Origin of the sequence: Streptomyces sp. NBC_01474, assembly GCF_035918215.1 — a bacterium.
GTDB lineage: Bacteria > Actinomycetota > Actinomycetes > Streptomycetales > Streptomycetaceae > Streptomyces > Streptomyces aureus.
This window is the reverse complement of sequence record NZ_CP109449.1, coordinates 5,340,667-5,366,482: the sequence shown is the minus strand read 5'-3', so window position 1 is coordinate 5,366,482 and position 25,816 is coordinate 5,340,667. Positions and strand designations below refer to the sequence as shown.

The 25,816-nt window shown below is 72.3% G+C and carries 24 protein-coding genes; 16 read left to right on the top strand and 8 right to left on the bottom strand.

All coding sequences use genetic code 11. From position 1 onward, the window contains the following. Window positions 1-42: 42 nt before the first annotated feature. The 8 genes from OG758_RS24650 (at window position 43) to kynU (ending at window position 7,462) form a co-directional block, all read left to right on the top strand. A complete protein-coding gene (locus OG758_RS24650) occupies window positions 43-855 on the top strand; it encodes an SRPBCC domain-containing protein (protein ID WP_326711961.1) in 813 nt (270 codons plus the stop codon). A 20-nt stretch (window positions 856-875) separates the two neighbouring features. Next, window positions 876-1,670 carry an aldose epimerase family protein gene (locus OG758_RS24645; RefSeq protein ID WP_326711960.1) on the top strand — a complete coding sequence of 265 codons (795 nt, stop codon included), beginning with the start codon at window positions 876-878 and terminating at the stop codon, window positions 1,668-1,670. A 137-nt stretch (window positions 1,671-1,807) separates the two neighbouring features. Next, complete coding sequence (gene pyrE / locus OG758_RS24640) at window positions 1,808-2,359, top strand: orotate phosphoribosyltransferase (protein WP_266561964.1); 552 nt, start codon at window positions 1,808-1,810, stop codon at window positions 2,357-2,359. Between the two features lie 167 nt (window positions 2,360-2,526). Next, window positions 2,527-3,558: a class II fructose-bisphosphate aldolase gene (gene fbaA / locus OG758_RS24635; protein ID WP_326711959.1), complete on the top strand. Its 1,032-nt coding sequence runs from the start codon at window positions 2,527-2,529 to the stop codon at window positions 3,556-3,558. A 73-nt stretch (window positions 3,559-3,631) separates the two neighbouring features. Next, window positions 3,632-4,834 carry a MalY/PatB family protein gene (locus tag OG758_RS24630; RefSeq protein WP_326711958.1) on the top strand — a complete coding sequence of 401 codons (1,203 nt, stop codon included), beginning with the start codon at window positions 3,632-3,634 and terminating at the stop codon, window positions 4,832-4,834. Then, on the top strand, window positions 4,831-5,244 hold the full coding sequence (locus OG758_RS24625; protein WP_116511804.1) for a DUF3151 domain-containing protein: 414 nt from the start codon (window positions 4,831-4,833) through the stop codon (window positions 5,242-5,244). Before OG758_RS24630 ends, OG758_RS24625 begins: the two co-directional genes overlap by 4 nt. 156 nt (window positions 5,245-5,400) lie before the next feature. Further along, a complete protein-coding gene (locus OG758_RS24620) occupies window positions 5,401-6,240 on the top strand; it encodes a tryptophan 2,3-dioxygenase family protein (RefSeq protein WP_116511802.1) in 840 nt (279 codons plus the stop codon). Further along, complete coding sequence (gene kynU / locus OG758_RS24615; RefSeq protein ID WP_326711957.1) at window positions 6,233-7,462, top strand: kynureninase; 1,230 nt, start codon at window positions 6,233-6,235, stop codon at window positions 7,460-7,462. Before OG758_RS24620 ends, kynU begins: the two co-directional genes overlap by 8 nt. A gap of 7 nt (window positions 7,463-7,469) precedes the next feature. Here kynU and OG758_RS24610 read toward each other — a convergent pair whose 3' ends face one another. Next, entirely contained in the window at window positions 7,470-8,120 is a 651-nt protein-coding gene (locus OG758_RS24610) for a TetR/AcrR family transcriptional regulator (protein WP_326711956.1), read from the bottom strand. Between the two features lie 121 nt (window positions 8,121-8,241). Here OG758_RS24610 and OG758_RS24605 point away from each other — a divergent pair, with 121 nt between their 5' ends. From OG758_RS24605 to OG758_RS24595, 3 genes are all read left to right on the top strand, one after another. Beyond that, window positions 8,242-9,114, top strand: coding sequence for an alpha/beta hydrolase family protein (locus tag OG758_RS24605; RefSeq protein WP_326711955.1), 873 nt, complete (start codon window positions 8,242-8,244; stop codon window positions 9,112-9,114). 104 nt (window positions 9,115-9,218) lie between these two features. After that, entirely contained in the window at window positions 9,219-10,595 is a 1,377-nt protein-coding gene (locus OG758_RS24600) for a sensor histidine kinase (protein ID WP_382060548.1), read from the top strand. Between the two features lie 31 nt (window positions 10,596-10,626). Then, window positions 10,627-11,295: a response regulator transcription factor gene (locus OG758_RS24595; RefSeq protein ID WP_326711954.1), complete on the top strand. Its 669-nt coding sequence runs from the start codon at window positions 10,627-10,629 to the stop codon at window positions 11,293-11,295. Window positions 11,296-11,301: 6 nt separating this feature from the next. Here the strand turns inward: OG758_RS24595 and OG758_RS24590 are convergent, their stop codons facing one another. Next, the gene (locus OG758_RS24590) at window positions 11,302-11,829 is read right to left on the bottom strand and encodes a GbsR/MarR family transcriptional regulator (protein ID WP_326711953.1); all 528 of its coding nucleotides are present in this window, start codon (window positions 11,827-11,829) and stop codon (window positions 11,302-11,304) included. Window positions 11,830-11,921: 92 nt separating this feature from the next. On the opposite strand from OG758_RS24590, the gene OG758_RS24585 reads away from it, so the two are divergent. Together OG758_RS24585 and OG758_RS24580 are read left to right on the top strand one after the other, a co-directional pair. Next, window positions 11,922-12,875: an ABC transporter ATP-binding protein gene (locus OG758_RS24585; RefSeq protein ID WP_326711952.1), complete on the top strand. Its 954-nt coding sequence runs from the start codon at window positions 11,922-11,924 to the stop codon at window positions 12,873-12,875. Continuing rightward, entirely contained in the window at window positions 12,872-14,497 is a 1,626-nt protein-coding gene (locus OG758_RS24580) for an ABC transporter permease (protein ID WP_326711951.1), read from the top strand. The genes OG758_RS24585 and OG758_RS24580 overlap by 4 nt, the downstream gene beginning before the upstream one ends. Before the next feature lie 8 nt (window positions 14,498-14,505). Here OG758_RS24580 and OG758_RS24575 read toward each other — a convergent pair whose 3' ends face one another. After that, entirely contained in the window at window positions 14,506-15,327 is an 822-nt protein-coding gene (locus OG758_RS24575) for a diacylglycerol kinase (protein WP_326711950.1), read from the bottom strand. 161 nt (window positions 15,328-15,488) lie between these two features. Here OG758_RS24575 and OG758_RS24570 point away from each other — a divergent pair, with 161 nt between their 5' ends. Beyond that, a complete protein-coding gene (locus OG758_RS24570) occupies window positions 15,489-16,772 on the top strand; it encodes an adenylosuccinate synthase (RefSeq protein ID WP_116511784.1) in 1,284 nt (427 codons plus the stop codon). A 68-nt stretch (window positions 16,773-16,840) separates the two neighbouring features. Here OG758_RS24570 and OG758_RS24565 read toward each other — a convergent pair whose 3' ends face one another. From OG758_RS24565 to OG758_RS24545, 5 genes are all read right to left on the bottom strand, one after another. Further along, window positions 16,841-18,349 carry an FG-GAP and VCBS repeat-containing protein gene (locus tag OG758_RS24565; protein WP_326711949.1) on the bottom strand — a complete coding sequence of 503 codons (1,509 nt, stop codon included), beginning with the start codon at window positions 18,347-18,349 and terminating at the stop codon, window positions 16,841-16,843. 121 nt (window positions 18,350-18,470) lie between these two features. After that, window positions 18,471-20,024 (bottom strand): substrate-binding domain-containing protein, encoded by a 1,554-nt coding sequence (locus OG758_RS24560; protein ID WP_326711948.1) that lies wholly within the window; start codon window positions 20,022-20,024, stop codon window positions 18,471-18,473. A gap of 142 nt (window positions 20,025-20,166) precedes the next feature. Further along, the gene (locus OG758_RS24555; RefSeq protein ID WP_326711947.1) at window positions 20,167-22,053 is read right to left on the bottom strand and encodes a serine/threonine-protein kinase; all 1,887 of its coding nucleotides are present in this window, start codon (window positions 22,051-22,053) and stop codon (window positions 20,167-20,169) included. Window positions 22,054-22,130: 77 nt separating this feature from the next. Beyond that, window positions 22,131-22,616 carry a MarR family winged helix-turn-helix transcriptional regulator gene (locus tag OG758_RS24550; protein ID WP_326711946.1) on the bottom strand — a complete coding sequence of 162 codons (486 nt, stop codon included), beginning with the start codon at window positions 22,614-22,616 and terminating at the stop codon, window positions 22,131-22,133. Beyond that, a complete protein-coding gene (locus OG758_RS24545) occupies window positions 22,613-23,230 on the bottom strand; it encodes a type 1 glutamine amidotransferase family protein (RefSeq protein WP_326711945.1) in 618 nt (205 codons plus the stop codon). Before OG758_RS24545 ends, OG758_RS24550 begins: the two co-directional genes overlap by 4 nt. A 244-nt stretch (window positions 23,231-23,474) precedes the next feature. Here OG758_RS24545 and OG758_RS24540 point away from each other — a divergent pair, with 244 nt between their 5' ends. Both OG758_RS24540 and OG758_RS24535 read left to right on the top strand, forming a co-directional pair. Beyond that, entirely contained in the window at window positions 23,475-24,317 is an 843-nt protein-coding gene (locus OG758_RS24540) for a VTC domain-containing protein (RefSeq protein ID WP_326711944.1), read from the top strand. A gap of 63 nt (window positions 24,318-24,380) precedes the next feature. Beyond that, entirely contained in the window at window positions 24,381-25,736 is a 1,356-nt protein-coding gene (locus OG758_RS24535; protein ID WP_326711943.1) for an aspartate aminotransferase family protein, read from the top strand. The last annotated feature ends 80 nt before the right edge of the window (window positions 25,737-25,816 follow it).

Sequence of the window (25,816 nt, the reverse complement as noted above, 5' to 3'; positions counted from 1 at the left end):
ACACGGGACGCGTGGGGCCGGGCGTGGGTAGGCTCGGGCGGCATGGAGCATGAGGTGTTCGTTCCGGTTCCGGCGGAGTCGTTGAGGGGCGCGCTGGCGGCCCCCGAGTTGGTGGCGAGGGCGGTGCCCGGACTTCAGCGGGAGGCCTCCGGCGACGGCGGCCGGCTGAAGCTCCGCATCGGCGGCCACACCATCACCTACCGCGGCTCCCTGCGCGTCACCGAGACGGAGACCGGGGCGTTCGCGGTCGAGGGCGACGGCACCGAGGCGCGGGGGACCGGCTCCGTGAAGTTCGCGGTGACGGTACGGGTCGCCGCGGCGTCCGGCGGCTCCAAGGTCACGTTCGTGGCGTCGGGCAGCGGGGACGGCCGGGTCGCCGAACTCCCCGACGACGCCGTGCTGTCCGCGGTACGCCGCCTCCTGACCCGCTTCGCGGAGGCACTCGGCACGGCGGCGGAACCGGGGGCGGAGGACGTGGCCCGTACGGAGGACACCGAGGACGCGGAGGACGCGGGGGACTCCACCGACGACTCCCACACCTCCGTCTTCGAGACCGAGATCCCGCCGCCCTCGCTCGCCCCCTTCGCGGACCTGGAACCCGAAGCCGACGCGGCCGGCGAAGACGCCGGGTTCGACGCCGACGTGCCGCCCGCCGAGGCCGCGCACGCCCGCCGCACCATGATCGGCCGCAGTGCCGAGGAGGTCGACCACGCGCCGCCGCGCGGCCGCTACGCCCCGGTGCCCGCGCCCGAGTCGACGACGGCCACCGCCACGCTGCGCTGGGCCGGGCCCGCCGCCGCCGTCGTGGTCGCGTCCGCGATCGTCGTCGGCCGGGTACTGCGCCGCCGGCGCTGATCGAAAAGTAGGGTCGGCCCGTGACTACCCAGGAAACGACGCTGACCGCGGGTGACGCGGAAGTGACCGTGCAGCCGGGCAACGGCTGCCGCGTGAGCAGCCTGCGCATCGGCGGCACCGAACTCCTCCGGCAGGGGGAGAAGTACGGCTGCTTCCCGATGGTGCCGTGGTGCGGCCGCACCAGGGACGGCAGGTTCCGGGACGGCGGGCGGACGTACCAGATGCCCCTGAACTCGCCGCCCCACGCGATCCACGGCTTCGCCCGCGACGCCGAGTGGACGACCGCCCGCGCGAGCGCCGACGAGGCCGTCTTCACGTACGACCTCGCCGAGCCCTGGCCCTGGCCCGGCCGGGTCACCCAGATGGTGCGCCTCACCGAGGACTCGCTCACGCTGACGCTCGGCATCGAGACGTACGGCGACTCGTTCCCCGCGCAGGCCGGCTGGCACCCCTGGTTCAACCGGACCCTCGACGGCTCCGCCGACGGCGTGCGCGTCGACTTCTCCCCGGCCTGGCAGGAGGAGCGCGGCGACGACCACCTCCCCACCGGCGAGCGGATCGACCGCACGGACGGCCCCTGGGACGACTGCTTCGGCATGCCCGACGGAGTGGACGTGACCCTGACCTGGCCGCAGCGGTTCGAGGTCAAGGTCGCGAGCCGGGAGCAGTGGGTCGTCGTCTACGACGAGCAGGAGGCGGCCGTGTGCGTGGAGCCGCAGACCGGCCCGCCGGACGGCCTGAACACGCTGCCGCGCCTCGTCACCCCGGTGGACCCCCTGGAGGCGACGACCACCTGGACGTGGCGAGCGCTCTGAGCCGGAGCCTTGAGAGCCTGTCTTTGAACCCCCGCCTGCGCCCCGACGCCCGGCACGCACTCTCGGCGCCGACCACCGCTGCGCCCGCGCTTCGCGCGGACGACGGGGGTTCAAAGACAGGCTCTAAGCTCGTAGCCATGACGAACGACGTGCGCGACGCGCTTCTCCAGCAGATCAAGGACAAGGCCGTGGTGCACGGCAAGGTGACGCTCTCCTCCGGTCTGGAGGCGGACTACTACATCGACCTGCGCCGCATCACCCTCGACGGAGAGGCCGCCCCGCTGGTGGGCCAGGTGCTCCTCGACCTGACCGCCGACCTCGACTTCGACGCCGTGGGCGGCCTGACGATGGGCGCCGACCCGGTCGCCGGCGCCATGCTGCACGCGGCCGCCGCCCGGGGCGAGCGCCTCGACGCGTTCGTGGTTCGCAAGGCCGCCAAGGCGCACGGCATGCAGCGCCGCGTCGAGGGCCCGGACATCAAGGGCCGTCGCGTCCTCGTCGTCGAGGACACGTCCACCACCGGCGGTTCCCCGCTCGCCGCCGTGGAGGCCGTGCGCGAGGCCGGTGCCGAGGTCGTCGGCGTCGCCACGATCGTGGACCGCGCCACCGGTGCCGCCGAGAAGATCACCGAGGGCGCCGGGGTCCCGTACCTGTTCGCATACGGCAAGGACGAACTGGGCCTCGACTGAGGCCGGTCGATAACGGGCCGGACCCAGTAAGCGACCAGTACTGGAGCTGTCCGGCAAGTCTGGAAAGATGAGGGCGACGATGACGTCGCCATCCGGGGCCGATCCAGACGAGAGGCCCCAGGTCAGGGTCTGACAGCACACACCCGCACATCCCAAGGAGCGGACACATGCCCATCGCAACCCCCGAGGTCTACGCCGAGATGCTGGACCGGGCGAAGGCCGGCAAGTTCGCCTACCCGGCCATCAACGTGACCTCCTCGCAGACGCTGAACGCTGCGCTGCGCGGCTTCGCGGAGGCCGAGAGCGACGGCATCATCCAGATCTCCACCGGTGGTGCGGAGTTCCTGGGCGGCCAGTACAACAAGGACATGGTGACGGGCGCCGTGGCCCTCGCCGAGTACGCGCACATCATCGCCGAGAAGTACGACGTCACCGTCGCGCTGCACACCGACCACTGCCCCAAGGGCAAGCTGGACGGCTACGTCCGCCCGCTGCTCGACATCTCCGCCGAGCGCGTCAAGGCCGGCCGCAACCCGCTGTTCCAGTCCCACATGTGGGACGGCTCCGCGGAGACCCTCGCCGACAACCTGGCCATCGGCCAGGAGCTGCTCGCGAAGGCCGCCGCCGCGAAGATCATCCTCGAGGTCGAGATCACCCCGACCGGTGGCGAGGAGGACGGCGTCAGCCACGAGATCAACGATGAGCTGTACACGACCGTCGACGACGCGATCCGCACCGCCGAGGCCCTGGGCCTGGGCGAGAAGGGCCGCTACCTGCTCGCCGCGTCCTTCGGCAACGTGCACGGCGTGTACAAGCCGGGCAACGTCGTCCTGCGTCCGGAGCTCCTCAAGGACCTCCAGGAGGGCGTCGGCGCCAAGTACGGCCAGACCGCCGGGTCGCAGCCGTTCGACTTCGTCTTCCACGGCGGCTCCGGCTCCACCGAGCAGGAGATCGCGACGGCGCTGGAGAACGGCGTCGTGAAGATGAACCTCGACACCGACACCCAGTACGCCTTCACGCGTCCGGTCGCGGACCACATGTTCCGCAACTACGACGGCGTCCTGAAGGTCGACGGCGAGGTCGGTGTGAAGTCGCAGTACGACCCGCGCACCTGGGGCAAGTCCGCCGAGGCGGGCATGGCCAAGCGGGTCTCCGAGGCCTGCGCCAACCTGCGCTCCACGGGCACGAAGCTCAAGTAGGCATTCGCGTACGACGCCGGGGCCCGGCACTCCTTTTCCTGGGGTGCCGGGCCTCCGGCGTCCCCGGAGGGAGATGACTGTGCGCTACGACTTCGACACCCCGGTCGACCGGCGCGGCACCTGGTGCGTCCAGTGGGACGGGGTCGCGGACCGGTTCGCGGTGCCCGATCTGCTGCCGTTCACCATTTCCGACATGGACTTCGCCTGCGCCCCCGAGGTCCTCGCGGCGCTCGGGTCCCGGCTCGCGCACGGCGTGTTCGGCTACACGGACTGGCAGAACGACGACTTCCGCGGCGCGGTACGCGACTGGTTCGCGACCCGGTACGGCACCGAGGCCGACGTCGACCGGCTCGTGTACGCCCCGTCCGTGCTCAACCAGATATCCCAGCTCCTGCGCATGTGGACGCGGCCCGGCGACGGCGTCGTCCTGCACACCCCCACGTACGACGGGTTCCGCAAGGCGGTCACCGGTCTCGGCCGTGAGATGCGCACCGCCGGTGCCGACGACTGGGCGGGCCTGGAGCGGGAGCTGGCGCGGCCCGACAGTCGGGTCCTGATCCTGTGCTCGCCGCACAACCCGACGGGCAAGGTGTGGACGGACGCCGAGCTGACCCGGATCGCGGACCTCGCCCGGCGCCACGACGTCGCCGTCATCAGCGACGAGATCCACGCCGACCTCACGCACACCGGCCACGTCCACCGCCCGTGGACGCCGTACGGGGACGGCCTGCGCTGGGCGCTCGTCACCTCCGCCACCAAGGCCTTCAACTTCCCTGCCCTGAGCGGGAGTTACGGCTTCGTCGGAGATCCGGACGACCACGCCGAGTTCGTGCGGCGCATGAACACCGGGGAGGGCCTCGCCTCGCCGGCCGTGCTTTCACTGACCGCGCACATCGCCGCGTACCGCGAGGGCGGGGCATGGCTGGACGGCGTGCGGGAGTACACCCGCGGGAACCTGGCGATGCTCGCGGAGCGGCTGGGCGCCGCGTTCCCCGAGCTCGGGTGGCGGCCGCCGCAGGCCGGCTATCTCGCCTGGATCGATCTGCGGCCCCTCGGCGTCGACGACGACGCGCTCCAGCGGGAACTCGTCGAGCGGGAGCGGGTGGCGATCATGCCGGGCGGCACCTACGGGGCGCCCGGATTCCTCCGCCTGAACGTCGGCTGCCCGCGCTCCAAGGCCGAGGCGGGCGCGGACGCGCTGGTGAGGGCGCTGGGCAGGCTCGCGATCACCGGCATGGAACCCACCGCCGGTCATGGCGCAGACTGGAACCCATGAGCCTTCACGAGAACCTTCTCGGGGGACCGCCCCCGACCCAGCTGCCCGACGACCCGGAGCCGCGCGAGCTGCTCGCGAGCGGCACGGCGCCCGCCGACGTCGCCGCGAAGTACCCGACCTCCTCCCTCGCCTGGGCGCGCCTCGCCGACGAGGCGTTCGAGCGCGGCAGCGTCGTCGAGTCGTACGCGTACGCCCGTACCGGCTACCACCGGGGCCTCGACTCGCTGCGCCGCGCCGGCTGGAAGGGCCACGGCCCGGTGCCGTGGGAGCACGAGCCGAACCGCGGCTTCCTGCGCGCCCTGCACGCCCTCGCGCGCGCCGCGCAGTCCATCGGCGAGCAGGAGGAGTACGAGCGCTGCGCGCAGTTCCTCAAGGACTCCTCGCCCGCCGCGGCCCAGACCCTGGGCTAGATTTCCGCACGTGTGCAGGCCCGCCCGTGGCGATGTGACCGGGCGGGCCTTGCCGTTTCGGGGGACGATTGCGGAGGATGCCGGTGGGGACCGGGGCCCCCGTGCCGGAATCGGCAGGGGCGGACCGCTACCCGGAGTACGTTCAAGGAGACAGCGATGTCCCACGAGGCTCACGAGTCGAACGAGCCAGAGACGCCGTATCTCGACTTTGCGGGGACCACCCCTTACGAGGACTACGTCCAGGCCGACGTCCTCACCCACCTCCAGCACACCCGCTCCGACGACCCCGGAGAGATGGTCTTCCTGGTCACGACCCAGGTGATGGAGCTGTGGTTCACGGTCATCGTCCACGAGTGGGAGACCGCGTCGCGGGCCCTGCGCGGCGACGACGTGCCGACCGCGGTGGCCGCCCTGAAGCGCTCCGTGCGCGAGCTGGACGCGCTGAACGCGTCGTGGCGCCCGCTCGGCCAGCTGACCCCCGCGCAGTTCAACTCCTACCGGGCCGCTCTCGGCGAGGGCTCCGGCTTCCAGTCGGCGATGTACCGGCGCATGGAGTTCCTGCTCGGCGAGAAGTCCTCCTCCATGCTCGTCCCGCACCGGGGCGCGCCGCGCGTGTACGCGGAGCTGGAGAAGGCGCTGGAGGAGCCGAGCCTGTACGACGAGGTGCTGCGGCTGCTCGCCCGCCGAGGCCACGCCGTCCCCGAGGCCGTGCTGAAGCGGGACGTGGCGCAGAAGTACGTGCCGTCCCCCGAGGTCGAGGCCGTGTGGACCGCGCTGTACGCCGGTGACGAGGGCGACGAGCTCGCCCGCCTCGGAGAGGCCCTCACCGACGTCGCCGAGCTGGTGTGGCGGTGGCGCAACGACCATCTGGTGGCGACCCGCAGGGCGATGGGCGCCAAGACGGGCACGGGCGGCTCCGCGGGCGTGGCCTGGCTGGAGAAGCGCGCGCAGAAGAACGTGTTCCCCGAGCTGTGGACAGCGAGGTCCCATGTCTGACGTGACCGCCTCCGACGTGACCGCCCTGGCCGAGAAGGCCCTGGAACTGGACGCCGCAGACGAGCTGGGCAAGCTGCGCGAGCGGTTCGTCCTGGACGACGCCGGCGACACCGTGTACCTCGACGGCAACTCGCTCGGCGCGCTCCCCGCGCATGTGCCGGGGCGCGTCGAGGACGTCGTGCGCCGGCAGTGGGGCGAGCTGCGCATCCGCTCCTGGACCGAGTCGGGCTGGTGGACGGCGCCCGAGCGGATCGGGGACCGGATCGCGCCCCTCGTCGGTGCCGCCGGGGGGCAGATCGTCGTCGGCGACTCGACCAGCGTCAATGTGTTCAAGGCGCTGGTGGGCGCGGTGCGGCTGGCCGGTGAGGGGCGCGACGAGATCCTCGTCGACGCGACGACGTTCCCCACCGACGGGTACATCGCCGAGTCCGCCGCCCGGATGACGGGCTGCACGCTGCGTCCGCTGACCCCCGCGGAGGTCCCGGGCGCGCTCGGCGACCGTACGGCCGCGGTGCTCCTCAACCACGTCGACTACCGCACGGGCCGTCTGCACGACCTGCCCGCTCTGACCGCCGCGGTGCGCCGCGCGGGCGCCGTGTCTGTCTGGGACCTGTGCCACAGCGCGGGCGCGCTGCCGGTCGGGCTCGACGAGCACGGGGTCGACCTCGCGGTCGGCTGCACGTACAAGTACCTGAACGGCGGCCCCGGTTCACCCGCGTACCTGTATGTGCGCAGTGATCTCCAGAGCCGCTTCGACTCGCCGCTGCCGGGGTGGAACTCGCACGCCGAGCCGTTCGGGATGCGGCCCTCGTACGAGGCCGGGGACGGGGCGGTGCGGGGCAGGGTCGGCACTCCCGACATCCTGTCCATGCTCGCCCTGGAGGCGGCGCTCGACGTCTGGGACGGGGTGCCGGTCGACGCGGTGCGCGCCAAGTCGCTCGCGCTGACCGACTTCTTCCTGGAGTGCGTCGAGGCGTATGTGCCCGCGGGGCGGGTCGAGTCGGTGACGCCGGCCGCGCACGCCGAGCGCGGCAGCCAGGTGGCGCTGCGCGCCGACGACGCCGGGGCCGTCATGGAGCGGCTGATCGCGGTGGGTGTCGTCGGTGACTTCCGCGCGCCTGACGTGCTGCGGTTCGGTTTCACCCCGCTGTACCTCGGGTTCGCCGAGGTGGAGCGGGCCGCGCGGGTCCTCGCGGATCAGCTGGCGGCCGCTGCGGCGTAGAGACGCCTCAGACGGTGTAGACGCCCGCTTCCGCCGCCGCGACGGCGGCGTCGGCGGCCTGGTCCGCGTCGGCTTCGGTCGGCGCGGATCCGGCCGTCAGGAGCTGGTAGTAGAGGGGCGCGGACACGGCGCGCACGACGGCGGCCGGGTCCGTGCCGGGGCTCAACTCGCCGCGCCGCACGGCCTGTTCCACGCACGGAGCCCACTCGGTGACCCGCACCTCGTAGAAGCGGCGCAGGGCCGCCGACGTCTTGTCGTCGCAGGTCGCGGCCGCGATGACGGCCCGGAACAGGGCGCCCTGGCGGGGGTCGGCCAGTGTGCGCCGCACCAGGCGGGCGTTGGCCCGCAGGTCGCCGCGCAGGGTGCCGGTGTCGGTGCGCGGCAGTGACTGCTCGGCCATGTCGGCGAGGAGATCGGCGACGAGACCCGTGACTGAGCCCCAGCGCCGGTACACCGTGGTCTTGCCGACCTCGGCGCGCCGTGCGACGTCCGCCAGGTCGAGGTGGGCGAAGCCCTGTTCGGCGAGCACGTCACCGGCGGCGTCGAGGACGGCGGCGCGGACCCGTGCCGTGCGCCCGCCGGGACGGACGGTGCCGGGCTCCGCCTGCACGGCGCCGGGGTCCGAAGGGGCGGTCCCGGGCTCTGCTTGTTCGGGCATACGGCCAGGGTAACGGCACAGGGGAACCGTTTATCCGGTTACGGTGTGTGTCCGCCCACGTCACCGGCCTGGTAGCGTCCGCATACTTTCCAATTCCGCTGTGACGCTGAGAGGTTGGAGCATGCCGGACGACGCTGCCGCCCGCGACGAGGCCGAAGAGGCATCGGCCTTCTCGCACCCCGTGGTCCCGCCCGACGTCATCGCCGCGTACGGGGATCACCCGGACCAGGTCGTCGACTTCTACGCGCCCCGCGACGGTGCGGATTCCGCGCCCCTGGTGGTGGCCCTGCACGGCGGCGCGTGGCGCGCCCCCTACGACCGGCAGCACCTCACGCCGTTCGCCGACTTCCTGGCGCGGCGCGGCTTCGCGGTCGCCAACGTCGAGTACCGGCGCGGGAGTTCACTGCCCCAGCAGGGCGGCAGGGGTCCCGTGGCGGGGCGCTGGCCGGAGACGTTCGACGACATCGCCGCCGCCCTCGACGCCCTCCCCCGCCTCGTACGGGACGTGCTGCCGCAGGGTGACCCCCGGCGCACCGTCGTCGTGGGGCACTCGGCCGGCGGGCAGCTCGCCCTGTGGGCCGCCGCGCGGCATCTGCTGCCCGAGGACGCGCCCTGGTACACCGCAGCCCCCGCACCGCTGCGCGGCGTCGTCGCGCTCGCCCCGATCGCCGACTTCGTGACGGCCCGCGACCTCGACGTCTGCTCCGGCGCACCCGCCCAGTTCCTGGGCGGCGAGGCCGTGTTCGAGGAGCGGCTGCCGTACGCCGACCCCGCCGCGCTGCTGCCCACGGGCATCGCGACGACGCTGGTGCAGGGACGGGCGGACACGACGGTGCCGTACGCGGTCGCCGAGGCCTACGCGGACGCGGCGGCGAAGGCGGGGGAGGTCGTGGGGCTCACGCTCCTGGAGGAGGTCGGCCACTTCCCGCTGATCGACCCCGCCGCGGACGCGTGCGCCGTGGTGGCGGAGGAGATCGCCCAGCTGGCGTGGTGACGGCGGCCGGCCCCGGCGGGAGCGTGTAGTACCTGCGACGGAGGGTCCAGGACCCTCCTCCCGTGGGACGCCTTCGGGGCAGGCCGCCGCTTACGGTGCTGTACGTGACCGAGACCCAGACCCAGACGATGCCTACGGGGGCCAAGAGCCGCAGCCCCGAGTACCGTCTCGCCGCCGGCGCGCTGAGCGGCCTGCGGCAGGACCTGTTCAAGGATCCCTTCGCCTACCGTCCGCTGCCGCCGTGGTCGCCGGACGGCCCGCTGCTCGGGCGGCTGCCGGAGCGGGTGCGTCGCTACGCGGTGTGGACGCCGCACGCCGTGGTCCTGGGCGCCGCCCTGTTCACGCTGCTGATCGCATTCGCCGTCGGCGACTCGATGGGCGGCGACGTGATCCACGCGCTGTCCGGGTTCGTCCCGGCGCTCGCCGTGGCGATGACGCTGATCAGGCCGGTCGGGGCGTGGTGGATATCCCTCGTGTCGACGCCGTTCGTCGCGATCATGGGAGGGGACGGATTCGGCGCCCCGTGGGCGCCCGCCGGGTTCTTCGCGCACCTCGTCGTGATGACGGTGGTCGCGGCCAGGACTCGGCCCCGCACAGCGGCGTGGATGTGGGCGGGCACGGCCGCCTTCGGCTTCTTCGCGTCGGTCTTCTGGTACAGCATGGACCCGGACACCGCGCCGATGCTCTTCGTCTCCGCGCTCGCGCTCCTCGTCACCACGTCGGTGCACATCAGGCGCGAGGCGAAGGTGGAGATGACCGCGCAGCGCCAGGTCACGGCGGTGGAGCGGGACAAGCGCACGCTCCTGGAGGAGCGCACGAACATCGCCCGCGAGCTGCACGACGTGGTCGCGCACCACATGTCGGTCGTCGCGATCCAGGCGGAGGCCGCGCCCTACCGCGTGGAGAACCCGCCCCCGGAGCTGGAGCAGGCGTTCGTCACGATCCGCGAGAACGCGGTGGCGGCGCTCACCGAGCTGCGCCGGGTCCTCGGCGTCGTACGGGCAGAGGACTACGAGGCGCCCGACGCCCCGCAGCCGACGCTCGCCGACCTCGGCAGGCTCCTGGAGAACGTGCGGGAGGCCGGGCTCCGGGTCGGGCAGACGGTCACCGGCGCGGTCCGCGACCTGCCGCAGGGCGTCGAGCTGTCGGCGTACCGCATCGTGCAGGAGGCGCTGAGCAACGCGCTGCGGCACGCGCCCGGCGCCGAGGCGTGCGTCGAGGTGTCGTACGTCCTCGGGGGGCTCGGCCTGCGCATCGTGAACGGCCCGCCGACGGGTCTGGTCAAGCCCTCGCCGGGTGCGGGCCACGGGATCACGGGCATGCGGGAGCGCATCGCGATGCTGAGCGGCGAGATGACGGCGGGCCCCACGGCGGACGGCGGCTACGAGGTGGCGGCGTTCGTCCCGGTTGCCGCGCCGGAGCCCAAGCCGGAGCCGGAAGCGACGACGACGGCGACGGACCGGTCGGGAGACCCGGCATGACCATCCGTGTACTGGAACCGGGAGACCCCGCATGACCATCCGTGTACTGATCGCCGACGACCAGATGATGGTTCGCGAGGGCTTCTCGGTGCTGCTCAACGCGATGCCCGACATCGAGGTCGTCGGCGAGGCGGTCAACGGCCGCGAGGCGATCGCCCGGGTCCGTGAGCTCTCCCCGGACGTCGTCCTCATGGACATCCGCATGCCGGAGCTGAACGGCATCGAGGCCACCCGTGAGATCGCCGCGATGGACGGCAGTGCGAAGGTGCTCGTCCTGACCACCTTCGACCTCGACGAGTACGTCTACCAGGCCCTGCGCGCCGGTGCCTCCGGATTCCTCCTCAAGGACGCCTCGGCCCGCCAACTGGCCGACGGCGTAAGGGTGGTGGCCCAGGGGGAGGCGCTCCTCGCCCCCTCGGTCACCCGCCGCCTGATCACGGAGTTCTCCAAGCTGTCCGAGATCCCGAAGCTGCCGGCGGTGGCGAACCCGGGGGCGTTCGGTGAGCTGACGGAGCGCGAGACGGAGGTGCTGGTCCTGATCGCCCAGGGACTGTCGAACGCGGAGATCGCCGAACGGCTGGTCGTCGCCGAGTCGACCATCAAGACCCACGTCAGCCGGGTCCTCGTGAAGCTGGGCCTGCGCGACCGCACCCAGGCAGCGGTCTTCGCGTACGAGGCGCGGCTGGTCAGGCCCGCGTAGGGAACGTCAGGTCCGGGGGCCGAGGTCGAGGGTCTCGCGGTGCGCGTGCCAGCGCGTCATCAGGCCCTTCAGCTCGCTGTCCAGGAACTGCATGAACGCCGCCGTCTCGGCGATCCGCAGGCCCGCGGGGCTGTCCGGGCCCAGCGATTCCACCCCGTCGCGCAGGACCTTCTCCCAGCGCGCGAGGAGCTGGTCGCGGCGGGTGAACGTCTCGAACCACAGGTCGTTGTGCAGCCGGTAGCGGTCGCGGCGCGAGCCGGGCTCCCGCTCGCGGCCGACCATGCCCGCCTGCGTCAGATAGCGCACCGCCCCGGACACGGCCGCCGGGCTGATCTGCAGCCGCTCGGAGAGCTCGGCGGAGGTCAGCGCGCTCTCGTCGGAGGCGAGCAGCGAGGCGAAGACGCGGGAGGCCATCCGCTGCATCCCGGCCTCGGTCATCTCCGCGGCGAACCGCTCCACGAAGCGTGACACCGCCGCCTGGTCGCCGTCCCGGCCCGCCCCGGTGCCGCTGTCGCCGTCCTTCGTCGCGCTCATGTCCCGATCATCTCCCCTGGGTGACGTGCAGCCTCAAGTTTATACGCTTCCTTAACTTCACAAGTTTGTGAAAGTAGCGTACGTTCTGAAACATGACGAAGGCAATGACCGTCTCCGGACTGCACAAGACGTTCGGCAGGACGCACGCTCTGGACGGCCTCGATCTGGACGTCGAGGCCGGCGAGGTGCACGGCTTCCTCGGCCCCAACGGCGCCGGGAAGTCCACCACCATCCGCGTCCTGCTCGGCCTGCTGCGCGCCGACTCCGGCGCGGTGCAGCTGCTCGGCGGCGACCCCTGGGCCGATGCCGTCGCCCTGCACCGCAAGGTCGCGTACGTGCCGGGCGACGTCACGCTGTGGCGCAACCTCAGCGGCGGCGAGGTCATCGACCTCTACGGGAGGCTGCATGGCGGGCGACGGGCGGGCGGCCTCGACAAGGCGCGCCGGGCGGACCTGATCGAGCGGTTCGAGCTCGACCCGACCAAGAAGGGCCGCACCTACTCCAAGGGCAACCGGCAGAAGGTCGCCCTGGTCGCCGCGTTCGCGTCCGACGTGGACGTCCTCATCCTCGACGAGCCGACCTCCGGCCTCGACCCGCTGATGGAGGAGGTCTTCCAGGAGTACGTCAAGGAGGCCGCCCGCGAGCGGGGCCAGACCGTGCTGCTGTCGTCGCACATCCTCAGCGAGGTCGAGTCGCTCTGCGACCGGATCAGCATCATCCGCAAGGGCCGTACCGTCGAGACCGGGTCGCTCAGCGAGCTGCGGCACCTGACCCGCACCAGCGTCACCGCCGAACTCGCCTCCGCGCCCAACGGACTCGCCCAGCTTCCCGGCGTGCACGACCTGGACATCCAGGGCCTGCGCGTCAAGCTCCAGGTCGACAGCGACAAGCTCGACGCGGTGCTCCGCTCGCTCACCGGCTCCGGCGTACGGTCGCTCGCCAGCACTCCGCCCACGCTGGAGGAGCTGTTCCTGCGGCACTACCAGGACGACGGTGCGGGCGGGGCCGAGGGTGCCCGCGCCGCCGAAGGGGCGGTGTCGCGATGACCGCCGCCGTGGCCGACACGCGATTCGCCCCCCGCGCCGCCGGAGCGCGCCAACTCGCGGGCACGGGAACCCTGTTGAGGCTCGCGCTGCGTCGCGACCGCGTCATGATCCCCGTATGGGTCGCCGTCATCCTCATGATGGTCCTGTCGATGCCCGGCTCGCTGAAGAGCGTGTACAGCACCGCCGCCGAGCGCGCCGACATCGCGCAGTCGATGGCCACGAACAGCTCGATGCGCGCCTTGTACGGGCCGGTCTTCGCCGACTCGATCGGCGGACTCACCGCGTGGCGCATCGGGGTCTACGGCGGGCTGTTCGCCGCCGTCATGAGCCTGCTCATCGTCGTACGGCACACCCGTGACGAGGAGGAGAGCGGGCGCCAGGAGCTGGTGTCGTCGGCGATGGTGGGGCGGCGCGCCCCGCTGACCGCCGCGCTGCTCGCGGCGCTCGTCGCCGACGCGGCCACCGCCCTGCTGGTCGCGGGCGGCCTCGCCTCCCAAGGTGGCGGCGGGGCACTGGCGTTGGGGCTCGCGATCGCGGCGACCGGCATGGTGTTCGCCACGATGGCGGCGATCGTCGCGCAGCTCACGGAGAGCGCGCGCCTCGCCAAGGGCCTGACGTCGGCGGTGCTCGGCCTGGCGTTCGTGCTGCGCGCGGCCGGGGACTCGGGGACCTCCGGCTCTGGGGGAGGTTCATCGGTACTGACCTGGCTGTCGCCGCTCGGCTGGCTGGAGAACACACGGGCGTTCGCGGACGAACGCTGGTGGGTGCTGCTCCTGTTCGTGGCGGGCGTCGCCGCGCAGGGGGCGGCCGCGTACGGCCTCGCAGGGCGGCGCGACATCGGGATGAGCTTCCTGCCGAGCCGCCCCGGACCCGCCTCGGGCCGGCTCGGCACGGCGGGCGCGCTCGCCTGGCGGCTCCAGCGCGGCAGCGTGTTCGGGTGGAGCGCCGGGTTCCTCGTCGCCGGCATCGCGTTCGGCGGGATGACGCAGGGCGCGACGGATCTCGTCGGCGACAACCGGAAGACGCGCGACATCATCGAGCGGATGGGCGGCCAGTCCGGTGTCACGGACGCGTTCCTCGCCACGATGGTCGGCATGCTCGGCATGGTCGCCGCGCTCTACATCGTCGCGTCGGTGCTCCGCCTCAGCGGCGAGGAGACCTCGCAGCGCGCCGAGCCGGTCCTCGCGGCCGCGGTCGGCCGGCTGCGGTGGGCGGCGGGCCATCTGGCCATCGCGTTCGGCGGGGCCGCGCTGATCATGGTGCTCGGCGGCCTCGGCCTAGGGATCGGCTACGGCAGGAACTTCGGCCCCGTCCTGGGCGCCTGCCTCACGCAGCTGGCCGCGATCTGGGTCATCGGCGGCCTCGCTGTGCTGCTGTTCGGGGTGTTCCCGAGGGCGGCGGTGGCGGCCTGGGCCGTCGCGGGCATCGCCCTCCTGATCGGCTGGATCGGCCCGGCGTTCGAGCTCCCGCAGCCGGTCATGAACCTCTCCCCGTTCGGCCACCTGCCGAAGCTGCCGGGCGGCGAGATGGCGTGGCCCCCCGTCCTGACCCTGCTGGCGATCGCGGCGGTCCTCGTCGCGGTGGGCCTGACGGGCCTGCGCCGCCGGGACCTGTCGAACTGACCGGCACGTCACTTCGGCAGTGTCAGCCCCCACGCACCCGCCCGTACCGTCCACGTGCGGGTGCGTACGGGGCCGCCCACCACCTGGTCCGCGCGGTAGCGGAAGTCCGGGCCCGACACCGTCACCGAGTGCGCGAGGACCCGCAGGGGCCCCGCCTCCGCGCCCACCGAGGACGGCCTCACCTCGACGCTGGCCCGGCCCGCCGTGTCCGGGGCCACGCTCACGCCCTCGACCGGCCGGTCCAGATCGACCAGCGTCACCCCGTCCGCCTCGACCCGCAGCCGCTGCGGCCCCGGCGCGGGCGCCGTCATACGCGGCGGTCGCGCCGCGAGCGTGCGGACGAGGGACTGGCAGGTGCGCAGCCAGTGGTGCGCGGGATCGGAGCCCAGCGCCACCGGATGCGCCACGGGCGGGATCCGCAGATCCCCGAGCACCACCCCGTCGGAGTCGTCGACGAGCAGATCGAGCCGCCGCTCGACCCCCTCCAGGGCCGCCCGCGCCGCCGCCACCGCGTCGGTGGGCACGCCGAGGGAGCGCGCCAGCGAGAGAGTCGCCCCGACCGGAACGAACGAGAGAACGGAACCCGCCAGCTCGCGCTCGCGGTGCAGCAGCGCCACCGCGCGCAGCAGCGCCCGGTCGTCCCCGATCACCACCGGCCGCCGGGAACCCATTCTGACCAGCGCCTTCGCGAATTCCTCCGGCCCGTCCGGCAGGCACACCTTCACCGTCGCACCGGCGCCGAGCACGTCCTTCGCGATGCGTACCGACTCGCCGTCCGCACGCCGGGCGACCGGATCGACGACCACCAGTAGCTGGTCAAAAGCCGCCACCTCGGTCCTGCCTCGCTTCCTCGGGTAGCATCTTGGTGCAAGAGCCCCTTGCGCTATTGCGCCAGGGGCTTGGTCTATTCCGGGGCACACCAAGGCACACCCATACAGGCGGCTACGGCCCCTGACCTTGGTCTTGCCCCGCCCGGAAGGGGTGTACGCCTGTGCCCGCACTTGTGCTGCTCGGTGCTCAGTGGGGTGACGAAGGCAAGGGAAAGGCCACCGACCTGCTCGGTGGATCCGTGGACTATGTGGTGCGCTACCAGGGCGGCAACAACGCCGGTCACACGGTCGTCGTAGGCGACCAGAAGTATGCGCTCCACCTCCTCCCTTCCGGGATCCTCTCGCCGGAGTGCACGCCGGTCATCGGAAACGGTGTCGTCGTCGACCCGTCGGTCCTGCTCTCCGAGCTGAGTGGACTGAACGAGCGCGGCGTCGACACGTCGAAACTGCTGCTCAGCGGCAACGCGCACATCATCACGCCGTACAACGTGACCGTCGACAAGGTGACGGAACGCTTCCTCGGCAAGCGCAAGATCGGCACCACCGGCCGCGGTATCGGCCCGACGTACGCGGACAAGATCAACCGCGTCGGCATCCGCGTCCAGGACCTCTACGACGAGTCGATCCTCACCCAGAAGGTCGAAGCGGCGCTCGAGGGCAAGAACCAGCTCCTCACCAAGGTCTTCAACCGGCGCGCCATCGAGGCGGAGCAGGTCGTCGAGGAGCTGCTCGGCTACGCGGAGCAGATCAAGGGCTACGTCGCCGACACCACCCTGATCCTGAACAAGGCCCTCGACGACGACAAGGTCGTCCTCTTCGAGGGTGGCCAGGGCACGCTGCTCGACATCGACCACGGCACGTATCCCTTCGTGACGTCGTCGAACCCGACCGCGGGCGGCGCCTGCACGGGTGCGGGCGTCGGCCCGACGAAGATCAGCCGTGTCATCGGCATCCTCAAGGCGTACACGACCCGTGTCGGCGCGGGCCCGTTCCCGACCGAGCTGTTCGACGAGGACGGCGAGGCGCTGCGCCGCATCGGCGGCGAGCGCGGTGTCACCACCGGCCGTGACCGCCGCTGCGGCTGGTTCGACGCGGTCATCGCCCGCTACGCGACCCGCGTGAACGGCCTGACGGACTTCTTCCTCACGAAGCTGGACGTGCTCACGGGCTGGGAGCAGATCCCGGTCTGCGTCGCCTACGAGATCGACGGCAAGCGTGTCGAGGAGCTCCCGTACTCGCAGACCGACTTCCACCACGCGAAGCCGGTGTACGAGTACCTGCCGGGCTGGTCCGAGGACATCACCAAGGCCAAGACCTTCTCCGACCTGCCGAAGAACGCGCAGGCGTACGTGAAGGCCCTGGAGGAGATGTCGGGCGCCCCGATCTCCGCGATCGGTGTCGGCCCCGGCCGCACCGAGACCATCGAGGTCAACTCGTTCCTCTAGGCCCCGCGCCCCGGAACAGCAGGCGCCCCGGTCCGCTTCGGCGGGCCGGGGCGCCTTCGCGTGTGCGGTCAGCCTCCGAAGACCGAGCCGAACTGTGGTGTGCCGGACGTGGACACGCCCACCGCCGAGGGCGAGAGCGACACCGCGCCCGTCGTGGTGATCCTGCCGCCGCTGGACTTGAGGACGGTGACCGCGCCGTTGCCCTCGTTCTCGCCGCCGGCTCCGATGGCCAGGTCCGACCTGCCGTCGGCGTTGAAGTCCGACAGCAGGACGTCGGTGCCGAACGCGTCCTTGTACTCGCTGGTGCCCGGGACGCCCGCCGTGTCCTGGGTGAAGGTCTGGGCGCCGGTTCCCGTGACGCCCGAGGCCGAGCCGTACAGGACGGTCACCGCGCCGCTGTCGCCCGATCCCGAGGCCGCGCCGTCCTCGGCGAGGGTGCCGACGGCGATGTCGGAGAGGCCGTCGCCGTTGATGTCGCCGACGCTCACCTCCCAGCCGAACAGGTCCGACGCCTCACCGGTGCCGGGGACGCCCGTGGTGTCCTGGGAGATCACGGTGGTGCCGCCGTCCGGTCCGGTGGCGGAGCCGTACGTGACGTGGATGTCGCCACCGACGGACGTGCCCGGCTGCTCCTCGGAGTTGGAGGCGTCCGAGGTCAGGCCGGTGACCACGTCGCCGAAACCGTCGCCGTTGATGTCACCGATGTCGCTGATCACGCCGCCCGGCAGCGCGGTGGCGGTGGCGGAGGGGCCGGACGCGGTGCCGGGCAGGTAGTAGTTGGCGAGGTAGTCGCCGTCGCTGGTGGCGTTGTTGCCGCTGACGACGAGGTCGTCCTTGCCGTCGGCGTTCACGTCGCCGGCCGTGAGCTTGCGCAGGTGGTACGGGCTGGTCGCCCGCACCGGGGTGGTGACGGCGGTGACCGAGCCGACCGTGCCCGACTTGGCGATGCCGCTCTTGAAGACGCGGACGGACTTGCTGCTGTCCGCCGTCACGAGGTCGGTCTTCCCGTCGCCGTCGAAGTCGCCCGCCGCGACGTCGAAGCCGAACCGGTCGTGGCTCGAGGGCGCCGGGTCCGCGATGGTGGTGCCGCCCTTCAGCCCCGCGGAGGAGCCCCACAGGATGGTGACGGTCCCGCCGTCGGTGTCGCCGGGCATGTCCTCGTAGGGGGTGCCCACGGCGAGGTCGGTGAAGCCGTCACGGTTGAAGTCGCCCGGTGAGGTGACGTATCCGAAGAGGTCGCCGGACTCGGCAGTGCCCGGCACGCCCGTGGAACTCTGGGTGAGGGTGGCGCGCTTCGCGGCGCTGATCCCGTTCGCCGAGCCGTAGAACACCGTGATCTGCCCGGCCTTCGCGTGGCCGCCGACGGATGCCTCGGGAGAGGAGACGGCGACGTCCGGGTAGCCGTCGAGGTTGAAGTCGGCCTCGTGCGGCTGGGTCGCGGAGGCGCCGGGCGTCGCCGACGCGGCGCCGGCCGACAGGGAGACGAGGCCTCCGGTGAGTGCGGCCGCGGCGGCCGTCGCGGCCGCGATGCGGCCACGGCCCGGTCTGACGGCGGGGGTGCGCTTGTGCTTCGGCATGGCGGATTCTCCTGCGGCGGCTCGGCATGGCGGTTTGGTGATCAGGAGACCCGTGCCGGAGGCCGAAGGTTGTAGGGGCCATCAGGCCTTTTTCTGGGGGGAGTTCCGTGGAGCGGGGCCGTCACTCCTTTCCGCAGATCCGCAGCCCCACCGGCGTCCCGCACGGCAGATGGCCGTGGGTGCGGATCACGTCCTGGCCGGGGCCACGGATCGCGTAGGCCAGGAAGCTGGAGGCGAGGGAGTCGGCGGGCGGGCGGCCGTAGGTGTAGGCGAACTCGATCTCGCGGTACGGGTAGCCGCTCGACTCGATGTGGTCGATGTCCGGCGCGTGGCCGTCGAGGGAGAGGCGGTGCAGGCCCTTCAGCTCGGTGGCGGCGCGCAGTTCGCTGTAGCCGAGCGCCCCGGGAATGCGGGCGACGGCGTCCAGGACCTGGTCGGTGGAGTCGAGTTCGCAGCGCAGTACGGGCACCGACCGCACCGTCCTGTTGGTGCAGTCGTCCGACGAGGTGCGGGGCTCCTCGCCGCCGGCGAGGACCCGGTCCTGGAGCGCGCGGCGGGTGCCGGAGCCCGAGGTGCGGCTGACCAGGACGACGGGCAGGTCGGGTCCGCCGAGCTGGGCCCAGGAGCGGATCTCACCGCGGTAGAGGCGGCGCACGTCGGCGACCCGCAGGTTCCTGAGCCGGACCCGGTCGTTGACGACGAGGGTGAAGAGGGAGACGGCGACGTGGTTCTCGCTGAGCTGGGTGTAGCTCGCGGGGCGCGGCCCGTCGGAGAAGGCGACCACGGCCGGTGATCCCTTGGCCGGCTGTCCGGCGGCCCCCGCTCCCTGCGCGCCGCCGAGGGCGAGTTCCCGTACGCCGGTCTGGCTGCCGTGGGCGCTGACCGTGATCGTCACGTCCGGGCAGTGCTCCTCGTACTTCTGCTTCAGCTCCTCGGCGACCGGCGCGAACGCCGTCGAGCCGGTGACCGTGAGCGTGCCCTTCTCGCAGTAGTCGGGCGGCGGCGGGGTGTCGGGCCACAGGGCGAGGGTCGCGAGTGCGATGACGAAGGCGCTCAGGAGGCCGGTCACCCGGCGTGCCCAGAAGCCGAACACGGGGGGCTTCTCGTCGGGCGTGACGCTGTGGTTCTCGTGCAGCTCACCGCCCTCGACATCGCCCTGGACGGTGGTGTCGCTGTCGACCGGGCCGCCGGTGAGCAGGACGAGGAGCTTGTAGTACGCGCCGGGGTTGAGCGGCACCCGCGGGATGCGCAGCGCGCTGCCCGAACTGACCAGTCCCGGACCCTGGTGGAAATGGCCCATCAGGTGCTCCGCCTCGGGCGGCAGCGTGACGGCCACACCCCGGACGGTGCGGTCCTCGAACACGGCGGTCAGGCCGTGGTGCGGTGACGAGTCCGTGTAGTCGTCCCGGCCGATGGGCACGGAGCCGTCGTTCTCGATGCGCAGCAGGACGAGCGTCGCGTCGGACATCTCGGGCATCTCGTCGAAGAGTCCGAGCCGTACGTTGCTGGCGCCCGCGCGGTTGCTGCCGCCTATGACGGTGTCCATCTGCTTGCGGTAGCCGATGCGTTTGCGGCGCGGCGCGCGGCGGTCGATCCACACGGGCGCGGCGATGGACGCGATGCCGATGAGCACACCGGCGCCACCCATGACGACGTCGACATCGAACCAGCTCATGAGCCCCTCGCACGGGTGACCGACTTGATTGTGCGGTCACCGTACGAAGCGGGCGGCGGGCCGGGGGCGGAACGGCGGGTGCGTCGGCGGATGTTCGCCGGACGACACCCTTCCGTTCAACTCGGCCCAACGGACGGGGTGTTCAGCCGCCCTTGCTGTACGTCAGCTCGTCGCCGTTGTTCATCGTGCGGCGCAGCTCGCCCGACGAGGTCAGCTCGACCATGCTCGGCTTGCCGGGACTGCACGAACCGGCCGGACCGGAGACGACGTCGGTGGCGCCGATGTGCAGCGTCCCGCCGGAGGCCGACACCAGCGCGCCCTGGAAAACGCAGTGGTACGTGCCGCCGCCCTTGAGCGGTCCGTCCGCCGTCATCGACAGGACCGTGTCCCCGGGGCCGCCCTGTTGGATGTCCAGGCGGCGGGTGTTGTGGCCCGTGGCGTTGTCGATCGAGGCGGACCAGGTGCCGAGGAACTCGGGGGGCACGTCCCCGCCCGCGGGCGGTTCGGAGGACTCGGGCGGCTGCGAGGTCCCGGGGTCCTGCGAACTGGGGCCGCCCGTCGAGGGTCCCTGGCTCGTGGGCGCGCCGGACGACGGCTGCTTGGAGTCCTCGCTCTGGGAGGCCGGCTTGCCGTCGTCCTTCATCAGCGCGTACACCGATCCGCCCGCGCCGAGTGCCACGACGAGCGCCACCACGATCAGCGCCGCCGTGGAACGCCCGCTGCGCCGTGGCTCCGGCTGCGGCGCGCCGATGGGGACGACGCCGGGGCCGTACGGGGGTGTGGCGGCGGGGCCGTAGGGCGGCGTCCCGCCCCAGCCGCTCTGCTGCGGGTAGCCGTAGACGGGTGCCTGGGGGTGCGGATGCGGGTACCCGTACGCGGAGGAGGCGGGTGGGGCCGCCGGCGGGAGCGCGGGGGTCGACGGGCCGGAGGGGGAGACCATCGTCGGGAGGTGGTTGACGGGGGCGGCGCCGGGTTTGCCGGGCGGGGGAGGGGTTGGCTCGCCGTCGCCGGTCTCCGCGGGCGTGGCGGGTGCGGGCTTCTCCTTGGACAGGACGGGCGGCTTCCCGGAGGTCGCGCCGGCCGCCCCGGTCGCGCCGGTCGCGCCGTCTGGGTCCTCCGTGTCCAGCAACTGCACGGCGTGCCGCCCCAGTTGGGCCACGAGGGCACCCGGCAGCCACGGGTCACGCGTACGTCCGCCGTCGCCGAGCGTGTCCTCGGCACCGGTCCGCTCCAGAAGCTGGTCCAGGGTCGGACGGGCCGAGGGCTCCTTGTGCAGACAGTCCCGTACGAGTTCCTGGAGGCCCTCCGGGAGCCCTTCGAGGTCGGGTTCCTCCTGGGCGATACGGAACATCAGGGCGTGCACCCCGCTGTTGGCCGTGCCGAACGGCAGCGCGCCCGACGCCGCGTAGGCGAGGACCGAGCCGAGGCAGAACACGTCGCAGGCCGGGGTGATCCGGTCGCCGCGCACCTGCTCGGGGGCCATGAAGCCGGGCGAGCCCACGAGGGCGCCCGTTCTCGTGAGGCCGCCGTCCGTCACGGTCTCCAGGGCGCGGGCGATGCCGAAGTCGATGACGCGGGGCCCGTCGATCGTCACCAGGACGTTCGACGGCTTCAGGTCGCGGTGGATGAGGCCCGCGGTGTGGATGTCCTTGAGCGCGTGCGTGAGGCCCGCCGCGAGGATCCGCACGGAGCGCTCGGGCAGCGCGCCGTGGTCGTGCGAGACGACCGTCTGCAGCGAGGGCCCCGCCACGTAACCCGTGGCCACCCAGGGGATGTCCGCCTCGGTGTCCGCGTCGAGGACCGGCGCGGTCCACTCCCCGCCGACCTGCCGCGCGGCCCGCACCTCGAGCCGGAACCGGTTCCTGAACTCCTCCTGCTCGGCGAGCTCCTGGCGCACCAGCTTGACCGCGACCGTGCGCCCGCGGTCCGAGCGCGCCAGATAGACCTGGCCCATCCCGCCCGCCCCGAGCCGCGCCAGCAGCCGGTACGCACCGATGCGCTGCGGATCTCCCGCCCCCAGCTTCTCCATGTCGCGCCACCCTCCCCCATATGTGACCAACATCCCGAGAATAGTGGGAGGTTGTGACACTGGGGACGGCGCGGCGTCTACGGTTCCGTAACAGGGTGGGCCGGCGGGTGCTCCCTGGGGTGATCCGTCACCTCGTCCAGGGCCGCCGACAACCGTTCGAGCGTCCGTACCGTCGCGGCGAGTTCGTCCTCGCCCAGCGCCGCCGCGAGGCGGTCCGCGAGGGCCGCGTGGCTGGGGCCGATCCGCGCGATCGCCGCGCGGCCCTCCTCGGTGGGGCACAGGAGCTTGGCGCGCCGGTGAGCCGGGTTCGGCTCGTACGCGGCGAGGCCCTGGGTGACGAGCAGGTCGGCGACGCGCTGCACGCTCTGGCGGGTGATGCCCATGACGCGCGCGATGCCGGCGACGGGCAGCGGCTCGGTCAGGACCGCGCCGAGCACCTGCCACCGGGCGGCGGTGAGCCCCGCGGGCCGTGACAGCTCCTCGGAGACGGACAGGAACTGGCCGTTGAGCCGGAAGACGCCGAGCGCGGTCCGGCTCAGCAGGTCCTGGCGCGCCCTGCTCACTCCTGCGCTCCCTGGAGGGTCTCGTACGCCGTCACGTCCGAGTCGTGGAACAGGCGGTACCAGGCGTCGAGCAGCTCGCCCTCGAACACCCCGAGCCCGCCGAGGACTTCGCGCGCGAACGCGACCGGTTCGGTCGGCCCGGCGGTGATCAGGCCGCCGTCCGTCACGGCGTCCGCGTCGACGTAGCGCTCTCCGCCCTTGTAGCCGGTGGCGGCGAGGTACATGGGGACGGCGCTGGTGTGCGCCCGGTCGTCGAGCAGGCCCTCGCGGGCGAGTCCGGCGGTGGCCCCGCAGATCGCGGCGACCGGCACGCCCGCGTCGAGGAAGGCTCGGGCCTTGCGGGCGAAGGGCGCGAGGTCGTCACCGGCGTCCCAGAGGTCGGCGCCGGTGAGGATCAGCAGCGAGCTGTCCTCGGGGCGCAGGTCGTCGAGGGCCAGGTCGGGCTGGATGCGCACGCCGCCGATGGTGGTGACGGCCCGCCCGGCGTCGAGCCCGACGGTGCGGATCCTGTAACCGCCGCGGGCCAGGTGGGCGGTGGCGTGTCCCGACTCCCAGTCGGCGAGCGTGTCGTAGACGGCGAGGTGTACGGGCTTCTCGGTGCGGCCGGCGGTCATGGTGTCCTCCAGAACCTCGGGTACCTGTCACTGCCTGATGCTAATGACAGCATGCTGTCATTACGGCAGAGTGCTGTCAATCACCCTCCATGCGGCCGGGCGTTTCATGGAAACTTGTTTCCGTCCATCGGAACGATCGTCCGATCCGGTACGTAGTACTTCACGACGAACCGCAACGAACCACGACGACCACGCCACGACGTACCCCTTCACGTCTACGACCTCCCCCGACCGAGGAGACCGTGTGCTGAACAGGACGCCAGTCGCCGTCCGCGCCCTCGCGCGCGCCGCGCTCGCCGCCCGTCCCGTCGGACTCGACGGGACCGACACCGAGGCCCCGCTGCTGCGCCACCACGGCCACAGCTATCTCGTCCCCGTCGAGCTCTTCCAGGACTTCGCCGCCCTGCTCACCGACCCCCGCAGGCCGGGCGGCCCCTACCGCGCCCTGTCCGTGGGCGGCCGCCGCTGGTTCGGATACCGCTCGACGCACTACGACACCCCCGCCCTGCGCACGTTCCACGACCACGCGCAGGAACGCGCGCCCCGCTTCGGCATCAGGGAGCGGCTCTACGAGGACAGCGGGAAGCGGCAGTTGGAGCTCAAGGTGCGCTGCGCGGACGGCGCGACGGTCAAGCACCGGACCCTCCTGGGCGAGGGCGACCACCCTCTCGACGACACCCGGCGCGCCTTCGTCACCGGACTCCTGCGCGGTACGTACGGCATCGGGGCGCCGCGGGAGCTGGCCGCCCGCGTCGTCACCGAGTACCGGCGCGCCACGTTCGTGGCCGACGGGCAGCGGCTCACCTGCGACGCGGGGCTCGTCGTGCGCGACGCGGGTCAGGGGCGCGCGGTGCGGGCGCACGGCGGGTCCGTGCTGGTGGAGACCAAGGCGGGCGCGCCGGGGCGGCCGACGGACGCGGACCGGCTCCTCGCGCGGTTCGGGGTGGCCCCCGTCGCGTTCGGCAAGTACTGCGGGGGACTCGCCGCGCTGCGGCCCGAGCTGGCGGCCGGGCCGTGGGAAGACGCGGTGCGGACGCTGTTTCCCGGGGCGGTGCCCCCGCGCGAGGGCGACAGTGTGTCGCGTTAGCGGCCGTCCCACAGACAGGACGCCGATGGTCCTTCCACCATGCGGACATTTACCCTCGGGCCCATGACCCCTCAGCCGAATCCCCAGGTCGGCGCCGCCGTCAAGGCCGCGGACCGTGCGCACGTGTTCCACTCCTGGTCCGCACAGGAGCTCATCGACCCGCTCGCCGTCGCCGGCGCCGAAGGCTCGTACTTCTGGGACTACGACGGCAACCGCTACCTCGACTTCACCTCCGGCCTCGTCTTCACGAACATCGGGTACCAGCACCCGAAGGTCGTCGCCGCGATCCAGGAGCAGGCCGCCTCCCTCACGACCTTCGCGCCCGCGTTCGCCGTCGAGGCCCGCTCCGAGGCCGCACGCCTCATAGCCGAGCGGACCCCCGGAGACCTGGACAAGATCTTCTTCACCAACGGCGGCGCCGAGGCGGTGGAGAACGCCACCCGCATGGCCCGGCTGCACACGGGCCGCCACAAGGTGCTCTCCGCCTACCGCTCGTACCACGGCGCCACCTCCACCGCGATCAACCTGACCGGCGACCCGCGCCGCTGGCCGAGCGACCAGGGCGCGGCGGGCGTCGTCCACTTCTGGGCGCCGTTCCTGTACCGCTCCCCGTTCTACTCGGAGACCGAGCAGCAGGAGTGCGAGCGCGCGCTCCAGCACCTCGAGGACACCATCGCCTTCGAGGGCCCGGCCACGATCGCCGCGATCATCCTGGAGACCGTGCCCGGCACCGCCGGCATCATGACGCCGCCGCCCGGCTACCTCCAGGGCGTGCGCGAGCTGTGCGACCGGCACGGCATCGTCTTCATCCTCGACGAGGTCATGGCGGGCTTCGGGCGCACCGGCAAGTGGTTCGCCGCGGACCACTACGACGTCGTGCCCGACCTGATGACCTTCGCCAAGGGCGTGAACTCGGGCTACGTCCCGCTCGGCGGCGTCGCCATCTCCGGCGCCATCGCCGACACGTTCGGCAAGCGCCCCTACCCGGGCGGCCTCACCTACTCCGGGCACCCGCTGGCCTGCGCCGCGGCCGTCGCAACCATCAACGTCATGGAGGAGGAGCGTGTCGTCGAGAACGCCGCCCACCTCGGCGAGACGCTGATCGGCCCGGCGCTGCGCGAGCTGGCCGAGCGCCACCCGTCGGTGGGCGAGGTCCGCGGACTCGGCATGTTCTGGGCCCTGGAGCTGGTGAAGGACAAGGCCACCCGCGAGCCGCTGACCCCGTACAACGCGGCGGGTGCGGCGAACGCGCCGATGGCCGCCTTCGGCGCCGCCGCCAAGAAGAACGGCCTATGGCCCTTCATCAACATGAACCGCACCCACGTGGTCCCGCCGTGCAACGTCACGGAGGCCGAGGCCAAGGAGGGCCTCGCCGCTCTCGACGAGGCGCTGACCGTGGCGGACGGCTACACGGCGTAGGGAAACAGGTACTCCGTGTCGCTCCCCGTAGTGCGTAGGCTGACCAGCTGACCAGGAACAGCCTCACCAGCTGACCACGC